Origin of the sequence: Pseudomonas gingeri (genome assembly GCF_013385635.1) — a bacterium.
GTDB lineage: Bacteria > Pseudomonadota > Gammaproteobacteria > Pseudomonadales > Pseudomonadaceae > Aquipseudomonas > Aquipseudomonas gingeri_A.
In genome coordinates this window covers 425132-444884 of sequence record NZ_JACAPR010000011.1, presented here as the reverse complement: position 1 = coordinate 444884, position 19753 = coordinate 425132, and the positions used below count along the sequence as shown (strand labels likewise).

The 19753-nt window shown below is 63.2% G+C and carries 20 protein-coding genes; 9 read left to right on the top strand and 11 right to left on the bottom strand.

Annotated features, from left to right (window positions below):
• Positions 1-212 precede the first annotated feature (212 nt).
• The 3 genes from HX851_RS15970 (at position 213) to HX851_RS15960 (ending at position 3850) form a co-directional block, all read left to right on the top strand.
• Positions 213-1544 (top strand): OprD family outer membrane porin, encoded by a 1332-nt coding sequence (locus HX851_RS15970; RefSeq protein ID WP_177059684.1) that lies wholly within the window; start codon positions 213-215, stop codon positions 1542-1544.
• Positions 1545-1798: 254 nt separating this feature from the next.
• Positions 1799-2827 (top strand): LacI family DNA-binding transcriptional regulator, encoded by a 1029-nt coding sequence (locus HX851_RS15965; RefSeq protein ID WP_177065729.1) that lies wholly within the window; start codon positions 1799-1801, stop codon positions 2825-2827.
• A gap of 15 nt (positions 2828-2842) precedes the next feature.
• The gene (locus HX851_RS15960; protein ID WP_177065731.1) at positions 2843-3850 is read left to right on the top strand and encodes a nucleoside hydrolase; all 1008 of its coding nucleotides are present in this window, start codon (positions 2843-2845) and stop codon (positions 3848-3850) included.
• An 8-nt stretch (positions 3851-3858) separates the two neighbouring features.
• On the opposite strand, the gene gcvA is transcribed toward HX851_RS15960, so the two are convergent.
• Entirely contained in the window at positions 3859-4773 is a 915-nt protein-coding gene (gcvA, locus tag HX851_RS15955) for a transcriptional regulator GcvA (RefSeq protein ID WP_177065733.1), read from the bottom strand.
• A gap of 228 nt (positions 4774-5001) precedes the next feature.
• Between gcvA and HX851_RS15950 the strand changes: the two genes are divergently transcribed.
• Positions 5002-5748 (top strand): SDR family oxidoreductase, encoded by a 747-nt coding sequence (locus HX851_RS15950; protein ID WP_177065734.1) that lies wholly within the window; start codon positions 5002-5004, stop codon positions 5746-5748.
• Here the strand turns inward: HX851_RS15950 and HX851_RS15945 are convergent.
• Positions 5737-6585 (bottom strand): SDR family NAD(P)-dependent oxidoreductase, encoded by an 849-nt coding sequence (locus HX851_RS15945; protein WP_218170631.1) that lies wholly within the window; start codon positions 6583-6585, stop codon positions 5737-5739. The genes HX851_RS15950 and HX851_RS15945 overlap by 12 nt on opposite strands.
• 11 nt (positions 6586-6596) lie before the next feature.
• On the bottom strand, positions 6597-7301 hold the full coding sequence (locus HX851_RS15940) for a pirin family protein (protein WP_177059696.1): 705 nt from the start codon (positions 7299-7301) through the stop codon (positions 6597-6599).
• Positions 7302-7448: 147 nt separating this feature from the next.
• Here HX851_RS15940 and HX851_RS15935 point away from each other — a divergent pair, with 147 nt between their 5' ends.
• Positions 7449-8345, top strand: a complete 897-nt coding sequence (locus HX851_RS15935) for a LysR substrate-binding domain-containing protein (protein WP_177065736.1) — start codon at positions 7449-7451, stop codon at positions 8343-8345.
• Positions 8346-8350: 5 nt separating this feature from the next.
• Here the strand turns inward: HX851_RS15935 and HX851_RS15930 are convergent, their stop codons facing one another.
• The 4 genes from HX851_RS15930 to HX851_RS15915 form a co-directional block, all read right to left on the bottom strand.
• Positions 8351-9136, bottom strand: coding sequence for a sulfite exporter TauE/SafE family protein (locus HX851_RS15930; RefSeq protein ID WP_177065739.1), 786 nt, complete (start codon positions 9134-9136; stop codon positions 8351-8353).
• A 149-nt stretch (positions 9137-9285) separates the two neighbouring features.
• On the bottom strand, positions 9286-10056 hold the full coding sequence (locus HX851_RS15925) for a class I SAM-dependent methyltransferase (protein WP_177065741.1): 771 nt from the start codon (positions 10054-10056) through the stop codon (positions 9286-9288).
• Positions 10057-10111: 55 nt separating this feature from the next.
• Positions 10112-10681 carry a DUF4174 domain-containing protein gene (locus HX851_RS15920; RefSeq protein WP_177065743.1) on the bottom strand — a complete coding sequence of 190 codons (570 nt, stop codon included), beginning with the start codon at positions 10679-10681 and terminating at the stop codon, positions 10112-10114.
• 69 nt (positions 10682-10750) lie between these two features.
• Positions 10751-11653, bottom strand: coding sequence for a LysR family transcriptional regulator (locus tag HX851_RS15915; RefSeq protein WP_177065745.1), 903 nt, complete (start codon positions 11651-11653; stop codon positions 10751-10753).
• Between the two features lie 142 nt (positions 11654-11795).
• On the opposite strand from HX851_RS15915, the gene HX851_RS15910 reads away from it, so the two are divergent.
• From HX851_RS15910 to HX851_RS15895, 4 genes are all read left to right on the top strand, one after another.
• Entirely contained in the window at positions 11796-12494 is a 699-nt protein-coding gene (locus tag HX851_RS15910) for a CoA transferase subunit A (protein ID WP_177059707.1), read from the top strand.
• A 33-nt stretch (positions 12495-12527) separates the two neighbouring features.
• The gene (locus HX851_RS15905) at positions 12528-13187 is read left to right on the top strand and encodes a CoA transferase subunit B (protein WP_017127560.1); all 660 of its coding nucleotides are present in this window, start codon (positions 12528-12530) and stop codon (positions 13185-13187) included.
• Between the two features lie 14 nt (positions 13188-13201).
• The gene (locus tag HX851_RS15900) at positions 13202-14380 is read left to right on the top strand and encodes an acetyl-CoA C-acetyltransferase (protein WP_177059709.1); all 1179 of its coding nucleotides are present in this window, start codon (positions 13202-13204) and stop codon (positions 14378-14380) included.
• Positions 14381-14465: 85 nt separating this feature from the next.
• Positions 14466-15224 (top strand): DJ-1/PfpI family protein, encoded by a 759-nt coding sequence (locus HX851_RS15895; protein ID WP_177059711.1) that lies wholly within the window; start codon positions 14466-14468, stop codon positions 15222-15224.
• Here the strand turns inward: HX851_RS15895 and HX851_RS15890 are convergent.
• Genes HX851_RS15890 through HX851_RS15875 form a run of 4 tightly spaced genes read right to left on the bottom strand, consistent with a single transcriptional unit; the run spans position 15221 to position 19716 of the window.
• Positions 15221-16195: an ABC transporter permease gene (locus HX851_RS15890; protein WP_177065747.1), complete on the bottom strand. Its 975-nt coding sequence runs from the start codon at positions 16193-16195 to the stop codon at positions 15221-15223. The two genes, HX851_RS15895 and HX851_RS15890, sit on opposite strands and share 4 nt — an antisense overlap.
• Entirely contained in the window at positions 16192-17199 is a 1008-nt protein-coding gene (locus HX851_RS15885) for an ABC transporter permease (protein ID WP_177065749.1), read from the bottom strand. The genes HX851_RS15890 and HX851_RS15885 overlap by 4 nt, the downstream gene beginning before the upstream one ends.
• The gene (locus tag HX851_RS15880; protein ID WP_177065751.1) at positions 17186-18730 is read right to left on the bottom strand and encodes a sugar ABC transporter ATP-binding protein; all 1545 of its coding nucleotides are present in this window, start codon (positions 18728-18730) and stop codon (positions 17186-17188) included. Before HX851_RS15880 ends, HX851_RS15885 begins: the two co-directional genes overlap by 14 nt.
• Positions 18730-19716, bottom strand: coding sequence for a sugar ABC transporter substrate-binding protein (locus tag HX851_RS15875; protein WP_177065753.1), 987 nt, complete (start codon positions 19714-19716; stop codon positions 18730-18732). Before HX851_RS15875 ends, HX851_RS15880 begins: the two co-directional genes overlap by 1 nt.
• Positions 19717-19753 lie beyond the last annotated feature (37 nt).

The window sequence follows — 19753 nt, the reverse complement described above, 5'->3', positions numbered from 1 at the left end:
CGGCCAACATTTGACACTCGCTCATTCAACTTCCACGCCCCGTTACATGAACCCGGGCAACAGCGCCGCCCATTAAAAACAGAACGCTGAAACAACCCACCGCATCACCCGGCACTTCCAACGCCTCATAGAAGGCGCAAACCCGCACGACCGTTATTGACCGGTCGGGCAAAACCACGCCTGTCAATTGGCAACCTTACAGGAGCAACGTAATGAAAAGAGCCACTCTCACACTGGCCGTGACCACCAGTATCCTCGCCCAACAAGCATTGGCCGCAGGCTTTATCGAAGACAGCACCGCCTCGGTCAGCTCGCGCACCTATTACCTGCGCAGTGACAACCCCAACGCGCCAGGTGTCGACCAGGACGAAGTGACACAGGGTTTCAAACTGGACTATCTCTCGGGATTCACCCAGGGCACGGTCGGCTTTGGCCTCGACGTCCAGGCCATGCAGGCCTACAACCTCTCCGGGGGCATCCAGCACCCGAACGCGAATACGCAGAACTCGTTTGCCCCCGTGGATTCCGACGGCAGTCCTGTCGACGGCTGGAGCCGGCTGGCGGGCAATGCCAAGGTGCGGGTCTCGAAGACCGAGTTTCACGCCGGCGGCGCACTCGCCCCCAACCTGCCGATCCTGGTGGCCAACGATGGCCGGCTGCTGCCGCAAACCTTCGAAGGGGTGACGATGACATCCAGGGACATCGACAACCTGACCATCAACGCCGGGCAACTGAGTCGCTCGACAGGACGGGCCTCCTCCAACGCCACGGGACTGGCGATCGCCGGCGGCACCCGCGCCAGCAACCACTTCACTTATGCCGGCGCGGACTGGAAAGTGACTCCGGATACCACTCTGCAGTACTACCACGCCGATCTGAGCGATTACTACAAACAAGACTTCTTCGGTCTCCTGAATACCACCAGAATCAGTGACAACTCCAGATTCAAGACCGACCTGCGTTACTTCAACAGCACTTCACAGGGCAAGAACGGCACAACCGGTTATCTCTTCAACAACAACGGCGGTTATGCCAGCGAACCGGGAAAAGTCGACAACAGCACCTGGAGTGCCGCGTTCACCTATTACCTGGGCGGCAGCGCTTTCATGCTGGGGCGCCAGCAGGTGTCCGATTCGGGCGGCGTGGTCTACCTGAACCAGGGCAGCGTGGTCGGCGGTGCCGGCAACAACGAAGGCAACGGCGGTGCCAGTGTCTATCTGATTACCGACGTGATGGACAACTCGTTCATCCGCGCGGGCGAAAACACCAATTTCGCCCAGTACTCCTATGACTTCGCGGCGCTTGGCGTACCCGGTCTCTCGGCATCTGCCCTCTATCTCCACGGCGACCACATCCGCGGGAACGACGGCTCCCGGTACTCGGAATGGGAACGTGACATGCGCATCGACTATGTGGTGCAAAGCGGTTTCCTCAAAGGCTTCGGCACGTCCCTGCGCGAAGGCAGCTTGCGCAGCGGTATTCCCAACGTCGCCGCGGTCGATCAGGCGCGACTGATCTTCAGTTACACCTACACCTTCTTCTGATCAGCCAGGACAAGGCCGGGAAAAGGGGTTGCAGGCGGTTGAAGGGGACTCTCCAGGGTCATCAAACTGAAATAAAACAGAAGTGATAATGTCGAATGTCACAAACCGGTAATGGTCTGCTCATGAAGTGCTGTTTCCCTTCATCCGCCTCAGCCCCCTTTGCCGTTTTTTTTCGATACGGGAATCTACGCGAGTAGACCCGCTGCCCAGAAGCATCCGGATGTCTGTCTATTCACCAGAAATGGAAGGTAATCTTGACGAAACAGCATGCAAGTCGCGTGACCCGGGACGATGTCGCGCGCGAGGCCGGAACCTCGGTTGCAGTGGTCAGCTACGTGATCAACAACGGTCCCCGGCCGGTCGCCAAGGCCACTCGCCAGCGCGTGCTGGACGCCATCAAAAGCACCGGTTACCGACCCAATGGCGTTGCCCAGGCGCTGGCCTCCGGCAAGACCCGGACCTATGGACTGGTCGTTCCCAACATCTCAAATACCTTCATCGCTTCCTTTGCCCATGCCCTGCAACAGGAGGCGCTGGACAATGGCCTGGTGATCCTGCTGGGCGATTCCGGTGACTGCCGCAAGCGCGAACTGAACCTGATCAACAGCCTCCTGAGCCAGCGCGTCGATGGCCTGTTCTACACCAGCGTCGACCGCCATCCGCATATCGATCTGATCCAGGCCAGCGGCACGCCATTCGTGATGCTCGACCGGGTCGACCCCAGGCTCGCCGTCAATATGCTGCGGGTCGACGAACGCGCAGCGGCCCGTCAGGTCACTGCGCACCTACTGAGCCATGGTTACCGCGAGGTCGGCATGATCGCCGGGCCGCTGGACATGCTGAACGCCCAGGACCGTCTGAACGGTTGGCGTGACGCGTTGACGGAGTCCGGGATCGAGGAACGCCCCGAATGGATATTCCCCGCGAGCTACACCCGCCAGGGCGGCTATGAGGCGACACAGCGCATGCTCGTCGACGGTCGCCCTCCCCGTGCCGTGTTCTGCTCCAACGAGGCCCAGGCCATAGGCTGCATCCGCGCCCTGTCGGAGCACGGCCTGAACGTCCCCGAACAGATGGCGTTGGTCTGCTTCAACGGTACCGAGGAATCGGCGTATTACGCCCCGTCACTGACCACCGTCTGCCAACCCGTCAGGGAGATGGCCAAGGCCGCCATTGCGATGCTGCTGGCCTGGGATGGCGAGGTGAAGCTGCAAGAGTTCTCTCACCGCCTGGTAGTGGGTGAATCCTGCGGATGCACGGTCGTGAAAACACCGCAAGCCTGAAAAAAAGAAGGTGGAATGAAACGTTTAATCATTGATTGCGATCCCGGGAACGGGATTGCAGGCGCGAATGTCGACGATGGCCTGGCATTGGCCCTGGCCCTGGCCGCCGCGCAAATCTCCCTTGAACTGGTGACCACCGTGGCGGGCAATACGCCCAGCGCCGTCGGCTACAACGTCGCCAGGGACCTGATGGCCAGGGTCGGCCGCTCCCTGCCGGTGGTCCGTGGCAGTACCCGGGCCTTGCAGGAGCCCGACGCGCCGTGGCGTGATGCGCTGGACAATACCGTGCACAAGCGTCAACTGGCCCATCTGTGGCAAGGCGTGCGCACGCCCCTTGAATTCGAGGCACCGACGCAGGAAGCGGCGGACGCCATCGGCCCGTTGATCTGCGCCAACCCCGGGGAAATCACCCTGGTGGCGATCGGACCGCTGACCAACGTGGCCCTGGCCCTCGAACGCTACCCAGGGATGATCGCGGCGGTCCGGGAAATCGTGATCATGGGCGGCGTGTTTGCCCTGGATGACTACATCAAGGACACCAACTTCGGCTTCGACCCGGAAGCAGCGCAGCGGGTCCTGAGCTGCGGCGCACCTATCACCCTGGTGCCCCTGGATGTCACCACGCAGACCCTGATGACCCACGCCGACCTGGACCGTATCGAACGCCTCGATACGCCCCTGGCGAGTTTTGTCTGCGAGACCTTCAGGCCATGGATCGATTACTCGATAGCCACTCGCGGCCTGAGCGGCTGCTGGATCCATGACGCCCTGGTCATCGCCTGGCTGCTTGACCCCGCTGTCGCCACCTCAACGCCGTACTACGCGGAAGTCGAGTTGCGTGCCGGTCGCACACGCGGCAAGACCTGGCGCTACAAGCAACCGCTACGGCTGGACGTTGCCATCGAGCCATCCATCGGCGGCCTGGTGAACATCCTGCAGACCGTGGACAACCATTTGTTGCTGGAGATCATCGAACGGCAGTTGTCGATCAAGCCCGGCCCGGCTCCAGAGGCATCGGCGTAAGCCGACTGCTATCGATCACCTGCCACTTGCGCCAGCAGCCACTGCTTGAACGCCTCGACCGCTGGCGAAGCCTCGACCCCTTGCCGTTGCACAATGTAATACGCAAGCTCACACGACAGCGCCTCACCGAACGGCCTGACCAGGCGGCCCGCCGCCAGGTCAGCCGCCACCAGGCTGCTCCTGCCCAGTGCCACGCCATTGCCGGAGATGGCAGTCTGCATCACCGCCGCCGAGTCGTTGATCTGCAAGCCGCGCCGGGCTTCGTCGTAGTCGAAGCCCGACTGGCGCAACCAGGTTTCCCAGGTGGGGAACGCCGCGACACCACGCATGGAAACATCGTGCAGCAACGGATGATGCTTGAGGTCCGCCACGCTCGCCAATGGTTGCCCGCCGCTCAACAGCGCCGGGCTGCACACCGGAAAGAACTCTTCGGCCATCAGGTAGGTGACCATCAGGCCAGGCCAGTGTCCGGCACCGAAGCGGATGCCCAGGTCGGTGCGGTCCGTGGTGAAATCCACCAGTTTGCCGTTGGTATCGAGTCGCAGCTCGTACTGCGGATACAACGCCTGGAAGCCCTCTACCCGCGCCAGCAGCCACTTGTCCGCAAAGGCCGGCGGTACGGTCACGGTGATGCTGGTGTCCTGCTCGTCGGCCTTGAACCGGGCCACCGCCGAACTGAGCAGATCGAAGCCTGCCTGTAGATCCGCCAGCGCGGACACCGCCACCTCGGTGAGTTCCAGCCGCGCCGGGCCGCTGCGCGAACGATGAAACAGCACCACCCCGTGGGCGTCCTCCAGGCCCCTGACCAATTGCCCGATGGCAGCGGGCGACACGTTCAGCTCTTCGGCGGCACGGACGTAGCTCAGATGCCTGGCGGCAGCTTCGAAGGCGCGCAGGGCATTCAGATGATGGGGGGATCTCATGGGATGGACCTGATCGTTCAACTCGGCCCCATTGTGTCCGTCCGCCGGAAAAACGGGAATGGAAATTTTCAGCACAAGGAGACAGATCCGAAGCCGGATCCCGGCAGCATAGTTTTTCTATCCCGGGGGCACAGATCTTCTGATTTGGCGGCCAAATCTCCAACGACGATAGTGGCTTCCAGGCCAGAACAGCCTCATCCACTCTCAACCACTCGACGGAGAACGACCATGAAACTGACCAACAAAGTTGCCCTGATCACCGGCGGCACTTCCGGTATCGGTTTGGAAACAGCCCGGCAATTTCGCGCCGAAGGCGCCCATGTCATCGTCACCGGTACCCATCCGGGCCGCCTTGAAGAAGCCCGCCGCGAACTCGGTCCCGAAGCCCTGGTGATCAGCGCGGACCTGCGCCAACCGGCCGACCTGGACACTGTCATCGACGCCATCCGCAGCCGCCATGCACAGATCGACGTACTGTTTGCCAACGCCGGTGCCGGCACCGCCGCGCCACTGGAAGCCGTGACCGAAGAACAGATCGACGAGCAGTTCGCGCTGAATTTCAAAGGCCTGTTCTTCACTGTCCAGAAAGCCGCGCCACTGTTGGTAAAAGGCAGCAGCGTGATCCTCACCACCTCGTTCCTCAACCGTGTCGGCGCGCCTGGCCTGTCGATCCTCTCGGCCAGCAAAGCCGCCGTGCGCTCCCTGGCACTGACCCTGGGCGCGGAACTGGCGCCACGGGGCATCCGTGTCAACGCGGTCAGCCCCGGCCCGATCAGTACACCATTCCACAGCAAGCTCGGGTTGTCGGAGTCCGACCTCAGCGCCGTCGCGGCCAGCATCGAGGCCCAGGTACCACTGGGGCGTTTTGGCGAAGCGCAGGAAATCGCCCGCACCGTGGTGTTCCTGGCCAGTGACGACTCGTCGTTCATGACCGGCTCGGAAATCATTGTCGACGGTGGTCTTTCACACTTCTAGAGCGCACAAGCGCGCGCTGTCCTGCCACAGTTGCCGGGCAACCTCATCACGGCGAGCGAGCTCGGACGGTTCCGGCCAGGTCAGCTCGCCTCTCACCAGGGACGCATACAGGCGCCCTTTCGGCGGAACAATCCGCCCCAATGCCAGGTCGGCCAAAAGCTCGCCGGCCTGCAGGCGCATACCCTCGGCGAAATACGGGCTCAATGCCGAAGGTGGTGCCGGCAGTGCTCCCGAAGGCAGGTTGCGGCCCAGGCCCGTACCAGGAACATAACCCGGGTTATAGGCGATCACCCGCACACGACGCGCCCGGGCCTCGGGCAATGCCGCAAAGGCACGCGCCGTCAGCAGATTGCACAACTTCGAAGTGGCGTAGGCGCGAAATCCCGACTCGAAGGGCACGCTGCCCTGCACCACCTTGCCCAGGTCCAGTTGGGCCAGCTGTTGCGCATCCACAGAAGAAAACGGCGCGACCGGACTGAACTGTGGGTCATGGGTATTACTGGTCGTCAGCACCACGATCGCCCCACGGGCCAAGGCCGGCGCCAACAGGCGCAGTAACAGATAGTGGCCCAGGTGATTGACCGCAAAGGTGCTCTCGTAGCCGTCCACCGTACGCGCCGTCGTCGGAAAACCCAGCCCGGCATTGAAGACCAGGGCATCGATCTTCGTGTTACCCAGCGTCTCGACCACCTGCCGGGCGAACTGCCGGACGCTGTCCAGGCTCGCCAGTTCCAGCGGCAGGCGGGTCGTGCGTCCGCCAATGATCAATCGTGTGTCAGGGCTGTCACCCAGCCGCTGCGCGGTCACTTGTCCCAGGCCGAAAGTGCCGCCAGTCATGATAATCGTCCTCATGCGCCGGGTACCTCAACCAGCACCACTTCGGTGTCTTCGATCGCCTCGACCTCCAGCACGCGCTCCTCGCTCACGGCCAGACCGTCCCCCGCCTCGACCCGTTCACCATTGACCTTCAGCGCGCCGAACGCCGGTACCAGATAGCCCTGGGACGTGACCGACCAACGATAGCTCAGGCGCTGGCCGGCCTTGAGCGTCGCGCCGAGAACCCGGGCATCGGCGCGGATCGGCAAGGCGTTGTCGTCACCCGGCAACCCGCTGGCCAGCACCACCCATTGACCGGCCCGATCAGACTTGGGAAAGGGGCGCGTGCCCCAGGCGGGAAGCCCACCGTTTTCCCGCGGGCGCAACCATATCTGGAAAAGCCGCAACGGCACGTCGCCGGCATTGCGCTCCTCATGGCGGATACCGGTGCCGGCACTCATCACCTGCACGTCACCGGATTCGGTACGACCCGCGCTGCCGAGACTGTCCCGATGGCTCACCGCGCCTTCCAGCACATAGGAAACGATCTCCATGCTTTCATGGCCGTGCATGGGAAACCCGGTGCCGGGCGCAATCCGGTCATCGTTCCAGACCACCAGCGCTCCCAGCGACCGATGGGCGGGATTGCCGTCGGCGCTGACCCTGAAGTGATGGTGGGCCTTGAGCCAACCAAAGTCGCCGCCGCCAAGATCGGCCTTGAATCGATGCTCCAACATATCGGTTCCTGCACAGTAGAAGAACGGCCAAAGGCGGCCGGTTGCCGTATGTACAGAGCATAAATTTGAAATGAATATGGAAGAACAGCTTCAAAAACAACGATAGCTTGTAGAAAATAGAACAATCAACCCAGCACGAGACCGGTCATGGATCATCTGACGGACCTGAACAACATGTATCTGTTCGCCAAGGTGGTGGATCACGGCGGATTCACCGCGGCGGCACAGGTCCTGGGGCTGCAGACCTCGAAGCTCAGCCGACGCGTTGCCGCGCTCGAGGCGGAACTGGGCGTGCGCCTGCTCAACCGCAACTCGCGACGGATCTCGTTGACCGATGCCGGCCGGCTGTTTTACCAGCACTGCGTGGCGCTGGTGGAGGAAGCCCGGGCAGCGAAAACCGCCATCGACCAGACGCGGGCCACGCCCCAGGGCCTGGTCCGCATCAGCTCTCCATTGGGCGTGCTGCAGATGGGCGCCAGAGCGATTCTGACGCAGTACATGCTGGACAATCCGGCCGTGCGGATCATGCTCGATGCGACCAACCGGCGCGTGGATATCATCGAGGAAGGCTTGGATATCGCCCTGCGGGTGCGCTTGTTGCCGCTGGAAGACTCGGACCTGACGTTACTGCCCCTGCTCAACTCCCAGCGCATCCTGGTAGCAAGCCCGGCCTTGCTCGCGCAGCATCCGCCCCTCATTGACCTGGACGATCTGGCGCGATTCCCGACATTGGCCATGGCCAACACCAACGACAAATACCAGTGGCATTTCCTCACACCGCATCCGCTCGTGTTCAGCCACCAGCCAAGGCTGGCCACCGACGATCTGGAGACGTTGCGTGAGGCGGCCTTGAGGGGAATCGGTATCGCCCAGCTACCGGCCAGCCTGGTGCAGGACGACCTGGCACAGGGCCGCCTGTTGCCGGTACTCCCCGACCGGCCATCGCCCGCCGGCAGCCTGCATGCCATCTTCCCTTCCCGGCGCGGCATGGTTCCGGCCGTACGCGCAGTGCTGGACGCGTTACTGGCAGGGTTCAACAGGTAACGCGATCAGAGCACCAGCTTGTAGCCGATCATGAACAGCATCACCGCCAGGAACGGCCGCAACAACCCGTCCGAGACCCGTCCGGTCAGGTGGCTGCCGAGATAGATCCCCGGCAGCGAGCCCATTAGCAGAAAGCCCAGCAACTCCCAGTTCATATTGCCCATGCTCGCATGGCCGAGGCCCGCCACCAGGGTCAGCGGCACCGCATGGGCGATCTCCGTGCCCACCAGGCGTCGGGTCGGCAGAAACGGATAGAGGATAAACAGCGCCACCGTGCCCAGGGCACCGGCGCCAATGGAAGTCAGGGCCACCATGGTGCCGAGAACCAGGCCGGTCAGTACCGTCAGTCCGTTCAACTTTGGTGCACTGATCAGCGAGTGATCGACGCCGCTGCGGTGGGCAAAGGCCAGCAGCTTGTTCTTGAACAACACCGCCAGCGCCGTCAGCAGCAGCACAAAGCCCAGCGACCGCTTGATGATGCTGTTCAGGGCTTCGGGCGCGGTGTGCAGGCTGCTCAGGAACCACAGGGTCAACAACACCGCCGGCACACTGCCGAGGGTCAGCCAGCCGGTGATCTTCCAGTCGATATTGTCGTTCTTCCTGTGAACGAGCACACCGCCGGACTTGGTGATCGCGGCGTACAGCAGGTCGGTACCCACGGCGGTTGCCGGATTGATACCGAACCACAGCAGAATCGGTGTCATCAGGGAACCGCCACCGACGCCCGTCAACCCAACGATAAAGCCGACCACCAAGCCTGCCACGACAAAACCGAAATTACCGACATCCATTAGCAAACCCTGGAGAATCTAGCGAGACGACAAAAAAACTGGCGGGCAGCATAGCGGCTAATGTTATGACCGTTTATAAAAATATAATCTAACGTTATAACCAGATATAGGGTTCGACCCCGCCCTCGCGGGGTGCCGCGTGTCAGGCATCAGTCCAGGCGCAGGCAGCGATACGCCTCGGTCCGGTAGGGAAAGGCAATGGTCTCCCGACCCTGCAAGTCAGGATGGGTTTGGATCAACGTCTGCAGTTGTTCGGCAACCCTGGCCTTTTCAGCCGCCGGCAATGCCGCGATGAAGCTGACCGACAGGAAGCGATCGATGATGACATCCTGGGGCGTGCCCACATGGCTGTAGCCGAAACAGCTCAGTTCGGGGGTCGAGAAATAGCGGCCGGTGAACGGCCGGCGCCAGGCGCCGGTATGGAAACGCGGGGTATCGCCCTCGTAGGGCGTGATGATCCGGGTAATCGCCGCGACCCAGTCAACCGATTCGTCGCGGACATTCCACACCAGCCCGAGCCGCCCGCCCGGCTTGAGCACACGGTGGATTTCGGCCAGCGCCGCCTCGTGGGCGAACCAGTGAAACGCCTGGGCACAGAGCAATGTGTCGGCAACCCCGGACTCCAGCAGCATGGCTTCGGCGGTGCCCGACAAAGCCCGCACCGCCGGCAGGCGCGCGACCAGTTCGGCACGCATGGCCTCGACCGGCTCGATGGCGGTCACCGTGGCGCCGGTTGCGACGAGCAGGCGAGTGAACTTGCCGGTGCCGGCGCCGAGGTCGATCGCCTGCCCGTTCGCGGCGATACCCAGGCTATCGCCAAGCCAGGACTGCAACTCGACGGGATAGTCAGGGCGCCCTTGGGCATAGGTTTTGGCTTCAGTGCTGAAACCGACTTGTGCAGCCTTGTGAACGCCCGACATGCATATGCCCCTGGTAGATTGATCCGTTGGATATTACCCGGCTCATGTTACCGGTTCAGTCGTCCAGCGCCTTGGGCGGAGCCGGTGCCTTGCCCGGTTTTTCCGCCTTGCCAGGCTTGGCGCCCTTGGCCGGCTTGGCCTCGGCAGCCGCCGGTGGTGGCGGTGGCGTCGGTGCCACGGTTTCCTTCTCGGCGGCCGGCAGCGCATCGACCGCGCTGAACACATCCTTCAGCGGCATCGGCCCGTCATGTTCAAGGGTCTTCTGCTGACCATCCTTGCCCACCAGGATCACCGTGGACTTGCCCTCGGGCGTAACTCCAAGCTTGAGCCCGCGAATCAGGGCCATGGTGGTCGGCTGCTCCATGTATTTGTTGGCACGCTTGCCCACGGTCTGCGCCACTTCGTAGAGCACCAACTGACGCTCGTCGAAAGCTTTCTGGTTGGCCGGGTCATCAAGGGCCTTTTTCAGGCCGACCAGGGTCGGGTCCGCCGTACTCGGCGCGATCACGATCAACGCACGGTTTTTTCCGTAGTCCTGGGCCAACGGAGAGTCGATATCGGCCGCCAACAAAGGGCTGGACACGACAAGCGACAGAGCGGCGAGGGTCAAAGACCGGATGAACATACACACCTCCTTTGAATATTCATGGGGTAATGATTGCGCATCGTAGGAAAAGATCCATGCAAGACCGAGTTATTTCTCAAAATTCAGGTAACGGGATCTTTCTTCCAACAAGATATCGAACAATGCCTGGGCCGCGGCGGAGAGTTCATGGCCCGGTTTGGTCAGCACCCCGATGGCCCGTTCCACCACCGGATCACGCAGGGTGATGCAACGAGCGCCCAGTTCGCGCATCTGCCCGACGCACAACGCCGGCACCGCGCTCACGCCAAGGCCGCTGGCGACCATCCGCCCCACCGTCGCCAACTGATGGCTCTCGAACTCCACCGGCAGGGTCATGTCCCGGGCCCGCAGATGCTCCTCCAGCATCACCCGCACATTGGAGGGGCGCTGCAAGGTGATAAAGGGCTCCTTGAGCAACGAGTCCCAGTCGATCTCCTCGCGCTCGGCCAGTGGCGAATCCGCCGGCACCACGGCCACGAAGCGGTCGATATACAACGGTGTGAAGGTCAGCGAGGAGTTCTGCAATGGCTCGAACGCCACCCCCAGTTCCACCTGGCGATCACCGACCATCTCCAGCACCTGCTCGTTGACCACGTCGTTCACCGCGACATTGACTTGAGGATAGCGGGCGCGGAAGGTCTTGAGGATCGGCGGCAGCAGGTTGCCGGCAAACGACGGCATCGCCGCCAGGGTCACCCGACCGCGCTGCAAGGTGAAACGCTGGCGCAACTCATCTTCGGCATTATCCCAGTCGGCGATCAGTCGCCGGGCCAGGGGCACCAGGGCTTCGCCTTCCGGGGTCAGCGCAACATTGCGCGTGTTGCGGCTGAACAGGCGGCCGCCCAGCCCCTCCTCCAGTGCCTTGATGGTCAGGCTCAGGGCCGATTGCGACAAGTACAGACGCTCGCCCGCCACCGCGAAGCTTAAACTCTGGGCAACGGCGAGAAAGGCCCTAAGCTGTTTGACGGTCATCGGCATCGTCTCGGCATGAATGGCTATTGTTGAGCTTTATCAATCAATCAAACCTAAAAATCAACTTAACAAATATATCTCCCGGAGCAACACTCTACGCAAAGGCCGCTCGGGCCACGAACAACAAAAGAGGATCGTGCATATGGCAGGTTTCGATAAACGCGTGGCGTCCTACGAGGAAGCCCTCGCTGGCCTGGAGGACGGCATGACCGTGCTGTCCGGCGGCTTCGGTCTATGCGGCATTCCGGAAAACCTGATCGCCGAGATCAAGCGCAAGGGCACCCGCAACCTGACCGTGGTCTCCAACAACTGCGGCGTCGACGGTTTCGGTCTGGGCGTGCTGCTGGAAGACCGGCAGATCAGCAAGGTCGTGGCCTCCTATGTGGGTGAAAACGCCCTGTTCGAGAAGCAATTGCTCAGCGGCGAAATCGAAGTGGTCCTGACCCCCCAGGGTACCCTGGCCGAGAAAATGCGCGCCGGCGGCGCCGGGATCCCGGCCTTCTTCACCGCCACCGGCTACGGCACTCCCGTCGCCGACGGCAAGGAAACCCGTGAATTCAATGGCCGTCCATACCTGATGGAAGAATCCATCACCGGCGACTTCGCCATTGTCAAAGGCTGGAAGGCCGATCATTTCGGCAACGTGATCTATCGCCACACCGCCCAGAACTTCAACCCGCTGGCCGCCACCGCGGGCAAGATCACCGTGGTCGAAGTCGAGGAAATCGTCGAACCGGGCGAACTGGACCCGGCGCAGATCCACACCCCTGGCATCTACGTCGACCGGATCATCTGCGGCACGTTCGAGAAACGCATCGAACAGCGCACCGTGCGCAAGTAAGCCCCGGCCCCATCGACTATCGGAGAACAATAAATGGCACTTTCCCGCGAACAAATGGCCCAGCGCGTCGCCCGCGAACTGCAGGACGGCTTCTACGTGAACCTCGGCATCGGCATTCCGACCCTGGTCGCCAACTACATCCCGGCCGGCATGGAAGTCATGCTGCAATCGGAAAACGGCCTGCTCGGCATGGGCTCCTTCCCCAGCGAAGATGAAGTCGATGCCGACATGATCAACGCCGGCAAGCAGACCGTGACCGCCCGCATCGGCGCATCGATTTTCTCCTCGGCCGAATCCTTCGCGATGATTCGCGGCGGCCATATCGACCTGACGGTGCTCGGCGCCTTCGAAGTCGACGTGCAGGGCAACATCGCCTCGTGGATGATCCCCGGCAAGCTGGTCAAGGGCATGGGCGGCGCCATGGACCTGGTGGCCGGTGCCGAGAACATCATCGTCACCATGACCCACGCCTCCAAGGATGGCGAGTCGAAACTGCTGCCGCGCTGCAGCCTGCCGCTGACCGGCGCCAACTGCATCAAGCGCGTGCTGACCGACCTGGCCTACCTGGAAATCGAAAATGGCGCTTTTGTCCTCAAGGAACGCGCACCTGGCGTCAGCGTCGAAGAGATTGTCAGCAAGACCGCGGGTAAACTGATCGTTCCCGACCACGTGCCCGAAATGCAGTTTTCCTGATGAGGAATGAAGCGATGCAAGATGTAGTGATTGTCGCCGCCACCCGTACGGCGGTGGGCAGCTTCCAGGGCTCACTGGCCACTATCTCCGCCGTCGACCTCGGTGCCGCGGTGATTCGCCAGTTGCTGAGCCAGACCGGCCTCGACGGAGCCCAGGTCGATGAAGTGATCATGGGCCAGGTACTGACCGCCGGTGCCGGCCAGAATCCGGCGCGCCAGGCCGCGATCAAGGCCGGCCTGCCCCACGCGGTACCGGCCATGACCCTGAACAAGGTCTGCGGCTCGGGCCTCAAGGCCCTGCACCTGGCAGCCCAGGCCATTCGCTGCGGTGATGCCGAGGTGATCATCGCCGGCGGCCAGGAAAACATGAGCCTGTCCAACTACGTGATGCCCGGCGCCCGCACCGGCCTGCGCATGGGCCATGCGCAACTGGTCGACACCATGATCAGCGACGGCCTGTGGGACGCGTTCAACGACTACCACATGGGCATCACCGCCGAGAACCTGGTGGACAAGTACGACATCAGCCGCGAAGCCCAGGACGCCTTCGCCGCCGCTTCGCAGCAGAAAGCCGTGGCCGCCATCGAGGCCGGGCGTTTTGTCGATGAGATCACGCCGATCCTGATTCCCCAGCGCAAGGGCGATCCGCTGGCCTTCGCCACCGACGAGCAACCCCGCGCCGGCACCACCGCCGAGTCGCTGGGCAAGCTCAAGCCAGCCTTCAAGAAAGACGGTACGGTCACTGCCGGCAACGCCTCGTCGCTGAACGACGGTGCCGCCGCGGTGATCCTGATGAGCGCCGCCAAGGCCAAGACCCTCGGCCTGCCGGTACTGGCGAAGATCGCGGCCTACGCCAATGCCGGCGTCGACCCGGCGATCATGGGCATCGGCCCGGTGAGCGCCACCCGCCGTTGCCTGGACAAGGCCGGCTGGTCCCTAGAGCAACTCGACCTGATCGAGGCCAACGAGGCTTTCGCGGCCCAGGCGCTGTCGGTGGGCAAGGAGCTGGGTTGGGACGCGGCCAAGGTCAACGTCAATGGCGGCGCCATCGCCCTCGGTCACCCGATCGGGGCGTCGGGCTGCCGGGTGCTGGTGACCCTGCTGCACGAGATGATCAGGCGCGATGCGAAAAAAGGCCTGGCGACCTTGTGCATCGGCGGCGGCCAAGGCGTGGCGCTGGCTATCGAACGCTAGGCTTGCCGTACAGGCAGAGCGGGCTGGCCCGCTCTGCTGCTATCCTCGATCCATGCCCCTTTGCGCATCGAGCGAGTCCAACCGCATGATTCTTGTCCTGCTCCCCCACTCCGACTACGACCCCACCGAAAGCAGCGTGCCCTGGCAATACCTGCATCGCGCCGGGATCGAGGTTCGCTTCGCCACTCCGCAAGGCACTCCGGCCTACGCCGATCCACGCCTGGTGGAACAGGGTTTCGGCCTGCTGAACCCGTTGCTGATGACCCGCAAAGCCGATCTGCACAGTTACCAGGCGATGCTGGCCGATCCCTGTTTCCAGCAGCCACTGGCCTATGCCGATGTCGACCCCGGCCAATTCGACGGCCTGCTGGTGCCTGGTGGTCATGCCGAAGGCATGCGCAGCCTGTTGGAGTCGGATGCGGCGAAGCGCATCGTGCTACATTTCTTCAAGACCGATAAACCACTGGCGTCGGTCTGCCACGGCCCGCTGCTGCTGGCCCGGACCCTCGATCCGGATACCGGACGCTCGGTGTTGTACGGACGCAAGGTCACCGGCCTGCTGTCCGCGACCATGGAGCTGGCCGCCTGGCTGATCACCGCGCCCTGGCTCGGGCGCTACTATCGCACCTACCCACGCACCGTCGAGTCGGAAATCAAGGCCGCATTGGCCAGCCCGAAGGACTTTGTCCAGGGGCCGCCAGCACTGCTGCGCGACTCGGCGAGCAAACCCGGCCGTGGCTTTGTCGTCAGGGATGGCAACCTGCTGACCGCCCGCTGGCCGGGGGACTGCCATCGCTTTGCCGCTGAATGGTTGCAGATGCTCAAGCAACCACATACCGGCTAAGCCTGCCGCTCCAGCAACCGGCGACTGACAAAGCTGAAGCCCAGGACGATAAAGATCAGCACGCCGGTAGCGACCTGCTGCCAGTAGAAGTTCCAGCCGATCAACAGCAGGCCGTTGGCGATGACATTGATGAACAGCACGCCCAGCAGCGTCCCCGGAATATTCGCCCGCCCCTGGCGATTCAAGGTGCTGCCGATGAACACCGCGCCAATGGCATTGAGCAGGAACGCATTGCCGGACAGCGGCACATAGGCGCCGACCGTCGAACTGAGCAGAATTCCAGCTACGCCACAGGCCAGGGCAGCGGCCAGGACCACGCTGGTGACGATGCGCCGTACCGACAATCCCGAGTAGTACGCCAGCAACGGCTGGGTTCCCTGGGCCAGCAGTTCGCGTCCCAGGCGACCGCGAGCCAGTACCAGGCCATAGACCAGCGCCAGCCCGATCACGCTCAACAACGGCAAGGGCACACCCAACGGACTCAGGCTCGCCAGTTCCGGCTTGAAAGCCTGGGCGATATAAATGGGCTGGCCGCCATCCGACAGCAACTGCTGGGCACTGGTACCGATAAACAAGGTGCCCAGAGTGGCCAGGAACGGACTGATCCGCAGCCCGGCAATCAAGCCGGCGTTCACCGCGCCCACCAGCAATGCAGCCGCCAGCGCCGCGGGCACCGCCACGGCGAGCCCATGACCGGCATTGAGCAGCAGGACAAAACTGAAGCTGGCGAAATCCAGCGCCGTACCGACCGACAGGTCAATCCCACCCGCCGCAACCGCGTAGGTCATGCCGATGGAGACAACGGCCAGCAGGACAAAATTGTTCAGCACCAGGCTCTTCAGATTGCCGCCACTGAGAAAGCCCGGCGCCTGCCAGGCAAAGAGCAGGACAATCCCCAGGAACACCAGGGGTAATGTGAATGGCAGCAACGAGCGCACGCTCACGGCCGGGTATGCGGGCACAGTCCTCATGAAGGTTCACCTCGATTCAGCGCACTGGACGCCGCGACCACCAGCAGGATCAGCAGCCCCTGCACACCGTTGACCCAGAAACTGGACAGGTTCAGCAGTTGAAAGCCGTTGATGAGAAAGCCGATCAGCAGGGTCGCCAACAAGGTGCCGGGGATGCTCGCCACCAGCCGCCGGGAAAACACCACGCCGAGAAAGGCAATCGCCACCACCGACAGCAGCATGTCGCCAGAGCCGGTGGTGCTGCCGCTGAAGAAGGCCGCCGAACACAACGCTGCCACGGCGGCACACAACCCCGACAGCAGGTAGCTGGAAAACACATAGGCCGTCACGGGAATCCCCGCCGCCTGCGCAGCCTGGGGGTACTCGCCCACGGCATGCAGACGCAATCCATAGGCCGTGTGCTGGATCAGCAGGGTCAGCAACCCGGCCGTCGCCAGCAGTACCCAGGCCAATGCCGGCACCGCCAGCCAGGTGCCGCCACTGAGCAGGTCGAGCAACGGCGAATCGGTGGGCACCACGGTATTTTCGGTCAGGACCAGCTCCAGCCCCGCCAACACATTCATGCTCGCCAGCGTTGCCAGCAACGGCGGCAGGCGCAGCACCACCACGGCCAGGCCATTGAGCAGGCCCACCGCCAGGCCGCAGCCCAGCGTCAGCAGCAGGCTTGCCCAGAGCTCCAGACCGGCGTTGTTGAGTCGGCTGAACACTGCCGCGCACAGCCCCAGGTTGGCCGCCAGCGACAGGTCGAGTCCACCGGCCAGCACATTCGAGCCACCGCCGATAATCACGCAGGTCAGGCCGAAGGCCAATACCCCGAGAATCGCCGACTGGCTGAAGACATTGGCGATATTGCCCACGGACAGGAAGTTCGGCGCGGCCAGGGCAAACCCCAGCAGAATGACCAGGAACACGCCCAGGGAACCCCGCCGCAGCAACAGCACCCACAAGCGCTGGGGCAGGCCCGGAGCGGCGGCGGCAAGGGACAACTCATCAGGCCGGGACATGTGCCACCTCCAGGGTTATCGATCCGACACTCCGGGGTTGCGTCGCACCCGTGGCACAGGCCAGCAACTGATCGCTGTCGGTCTCCGCGGCACGGAACTCACCGGCGATCTCGCCCCGATGCAACACCAGGATGCGGTCGCTGATACCGAGCAGTTCCGGCAGGTCCGAGGACAGCACCAGCACTGCGGCGCCCTCTTCCACCAGGCGCCCGATCAAGCGATAGATCTCCACTTTCGCCCCGACATCCACGCCGACACAGGGCTCGTCGAGCAAATACACCGCCGAACGCCGGCTCAACCATTTGCCCAATGCGACCTTCTGCTGGTTGCCGCCGCTAAGCTGGCTGACCGCGGCCTCGGGGCCCGGTGTCTTGATTGCCAGTTCGTCGATCAGCCGCAGGCTTTCCGCCCGTTCCTCGCGCCGGTTCAACCAACCGCAGCGGCTGAAGCGCCGGAGCCCGGCCAGGGTCAGGTTCTCCAGCACCGAAAGGACCGGCGCGATCCCCTGGCCGCGCCGCTCTTCCGGTACCAGGGCGATCCCTGCGGCAATGGCCTGGCCCGGCGAACGCAGGCGCAGCAGGCGACCGTCGAGATGAATGCTGCCGCTGTCGGCCCGAACCACGCCAAACAGGGTCTTGAGCAGGTCCTTGGCGCCCGAGCCGACCAATCCGGTCAGGCCGACGATCTCGCCACGGCGCAGTTCCAGGTCGATCTGCCGATAGCGCCGGGCCAGACTCAACGAACGCACCCGCAGTAACGGCTCGCCGGGCTCGACCGTCACCTTGGGGTACATGTCCCGGACCTCGCGATTGACCATCAACCGGGCGATCTGGGCGCTGGAGGTCTGTCGCGGTTCGACCACCGCCACATCCCGGCCGTTGCGCAACACCGTGACCTGATCGCACAGGCTGTCGATCTCCTGCAGGTAATGGGAGATGTACAGGATCGACAAGCCCTGGTCGCGCAAGCGCTTGACGATCCGCAGTAACTGGTCGACCTCGCGCTTGACCAGGGCCACGCTGGGCTCGTCGAACACCAGGATCTTCGGCTTGCGGATCAGCGCCCGGGTGATCTGCAGCACCTGGCGCTCGGCGCTGTTCAACTCGCCCACCAGCGCCCCCGCCGGCAGTTGCAGGTCGAAATATTCCGCCAGCAGGCGCTCGGCCTCGCGCTGTTGCCGACGCCGGTCGACAAACGGGCCACGGCGCAGCTCATGGCCAAAAAACAGCGCTTCGCCCACGGTGAAACGGGTCGGCAACAGTCGCTCCTGATGGATGAACTGCACACCCAGGGCTTCCACCTGGCGCGGTGACAACGCGGCATACGGCTGGCCGTCGATACGCAGCCGACCAGAGTCCGCCCTGTGGATACCGGCCAGGATCTTGATCAAGGTCGACTTGCCGGCACCGTTCTCGCCCACCAGGCCGTGGATGGTGCCACGCTCGACTTTCAGGCTCGCATCGTCCAGCGCCAGGGTCGCGCCGAAACGCTTGTGCAGATGCTCCAGATGCAACGCCGGGACTGCCGCCATCAGTCACCCCGCAGTTGCTGGACCTGCGCCAGGTTGCTGGCGGTGGTCAGCAACGTCGGCACATGGGTTTCCTTGGGCAGGTCATGCTGACCGGCCAGGTAGCGGGCGACGTTCTGCACCGCGGTCTTGCCGATCAGCGCCGGTTGCTGTGCGACCACCGCGCCCACCGGCGAATTCGCCTGGCCGAGCAATTCCAGCACCTCGGGGGTGCCATCCACGCCGTAGGTCTTGATCTCGGTGCGCTTGGCGTCGATCAGCGCCTTGCTCGCGCCCAACTGCGGGATGTCCCAGGCGGCCCAGATCGCCGAGATGCTGCCGACCGGGTACTTGTTGAGCAAAGCGGAAACCTGGGAGTAGGCATCCTGCACGGTATTGGGAATCACATCGCGCAGTTCCGGCTCGATGATCTCCAGTTGCGGGTGGTCCTTGAGCGCCAGCTTCAACTGGTCGTAGCGGATCGCGCAGACCGGCACGCCGTAGAAACCGTTGAATACCAGGATCCGGCCCTTGCCGCCGGCGTCCTTGATCAATTGATCGGCTAGCGCGCGGCCGGTGGCGACGTTGTCCGAGGTGGTGTTGTTGAGGCTGTATTGCGAAGGCGCGTCGATGGTGAACAGCGGGATGCCGGCCTGGCTGATGCGCTTGAGCCAGGGATCGATGACGCTGAGGGTGCCGAGGGTCTGGATGACCGCGTCGGGCTTCTGGGTGACCACCGTCTGCAACTGGGTCACCAGGTTCTTGTCATTGCGCCCGGCATCCAGGGTGATCGGCGTGCCACCGAGGCGCTTGATCTCGTCGACCTGGGCCTGGAACGCCTTGATATCGAAATAATGACTGGTGCCGGTCATGCTTACGGCAATGCGCTTGCCGGCCAGGGACGGTACGGCGTCGTCACCTTCGGCGGCCTGGGAGACGGCGGCATGGCCCAGCCATAACGCTATGCCGAGCCAGACAAGAGGAGAAAGCAAGGAACGGGTGCAAGGCATACAGGGCTCCGCTGAGCGACGGGTGAAAGGGTTCACC

Coding starts and splice junctions, on each gene's coding strand:
- HX851_RS15920 (WP_177065743.1), bottom strand. CDS start 10,681: ATGTTCATCCGGTCTTTGACCCTCGCCGCTCTGTCGCTTGTCGTGTCC.
- HX851_RS15915 (WP_177065745.1), bottom strand. CDS start 11,653: ATGACCGTCAAACAGCTTAGGGCCTTTCTCGCCGTTGCCCAGAGTTTA.
- gcvA (WP_177065733.1), bottom strand. CDS start 4,773: ATGAGATCCCCCCATCATCTGAATGCCCTGCGCGCCTTCGAAGCTGCC.
- HX851_RS15930 (WP_177065739.1), bottom strand. CDS start 9,136: ATGGATGTCGGTAATTTCGGTTTTGTCGTGGCAGGCTTGGTGGTCGGC.
- HX851_RS15960 (WP_177065731.1), top strand. CDS start 2,843: ATGAAACGTTTAATCATTGATTGCGATCCCGGGAACGGGATTGCAGGC.
- HX851_RS15935 (WP_177065736.1), top strand. CDS start 7,449: ATGGATCATCTGACGGACCTGAACAACATGTATCTGTTCGCCAAGGTG.
- HX851_RS15940 (WP_177059696.1), bottom strand. CDS start 7,301: ATGTTGGAGCATCGATTCAAGGCCGATCTTGGCGGCGGCGACTTTGGT.
- HX851_RS15910 (WP_177059707.1), top strand. CDS start 11,796: ATGGCAGGTTTCGATAAACGCGTGGCGTCCTACGAGGAAGCCCTCGCT.
- HX851_RS15925 (WP_177065741.1), bottom strand. CDS start 10,056: ATGTCGGGCGTTCACAAGGCTGCACAAGTCGGTTTCAGCACTGAAGCC.
- HX851_RS15905 (WP_017127560.1), top strand. CDS start 12,528: ATGGCACTTTCCCGCGAACAAATGGCCCAGCGCGTCGCCCGCGAACTG.
- HX851_RS15950 (WP_177065734.1), top strand. CDS start 5,002: ATGAAACTGACCAACAAAGTTGCCCTGATCACCGGCGGCACTTCCGGT.
- HX851_RS15885 (WP_177065749.1), bottom strand. CDS start 17,199: ATGTCCCGGCCTGATGAGTTGTCCCTTGCCGCCGCCGCTCCGGGCCTG.
- HX851_RS15895 (WP_177059711.1), top strand. CDS start 14,466: ATGATTCTTGTCCTGCTCCCCCACTCCGACTACGACCCCACCGAAAGC.
- HX851_RS15945 (WP_218170631.1), bottom strand. CDS start 6,585: ATGACTGGCGGCACTTTCGGCCTGGGACAAGTGACCGCGCAGCGGCTG.
- HX851_RS15880 (WP_177065751.1), bottom strand. CDS start 18,730: ATGGCGGCAGTCCCGGCGTTGCATCTGGAGCATCTGCACAAGCGTTTC.
- HX851_RS15970 (WP_177059684.1), top strand. CDS start 213: ATGAAAAGAGCCACTCTCACACTGGCCGTGACCACCAGTATCCTCGCC.
- HX851_RS15875 (WP_177065753.1), bottom strand. CDS start 19,716: ATGCCTTGCACCCGTTCCTTGCTTTCTCCTCTTGTCTGGCTCGGCATA.
- HX851_RS15890 (WP_177065747.1), bottom strand. CDS start 16,195: ATGAGGACTGTGCCCGCATACCCGGCCGTGAGCGTGCGCTCGTTGCTG.
- HX851_RS15900 (WP_177059709.1), top strand. CDS start 13,202: ATGCAAGATGTAGTGATTGTCGCCGCCACCCGTACGGCGGTGGGCAGC.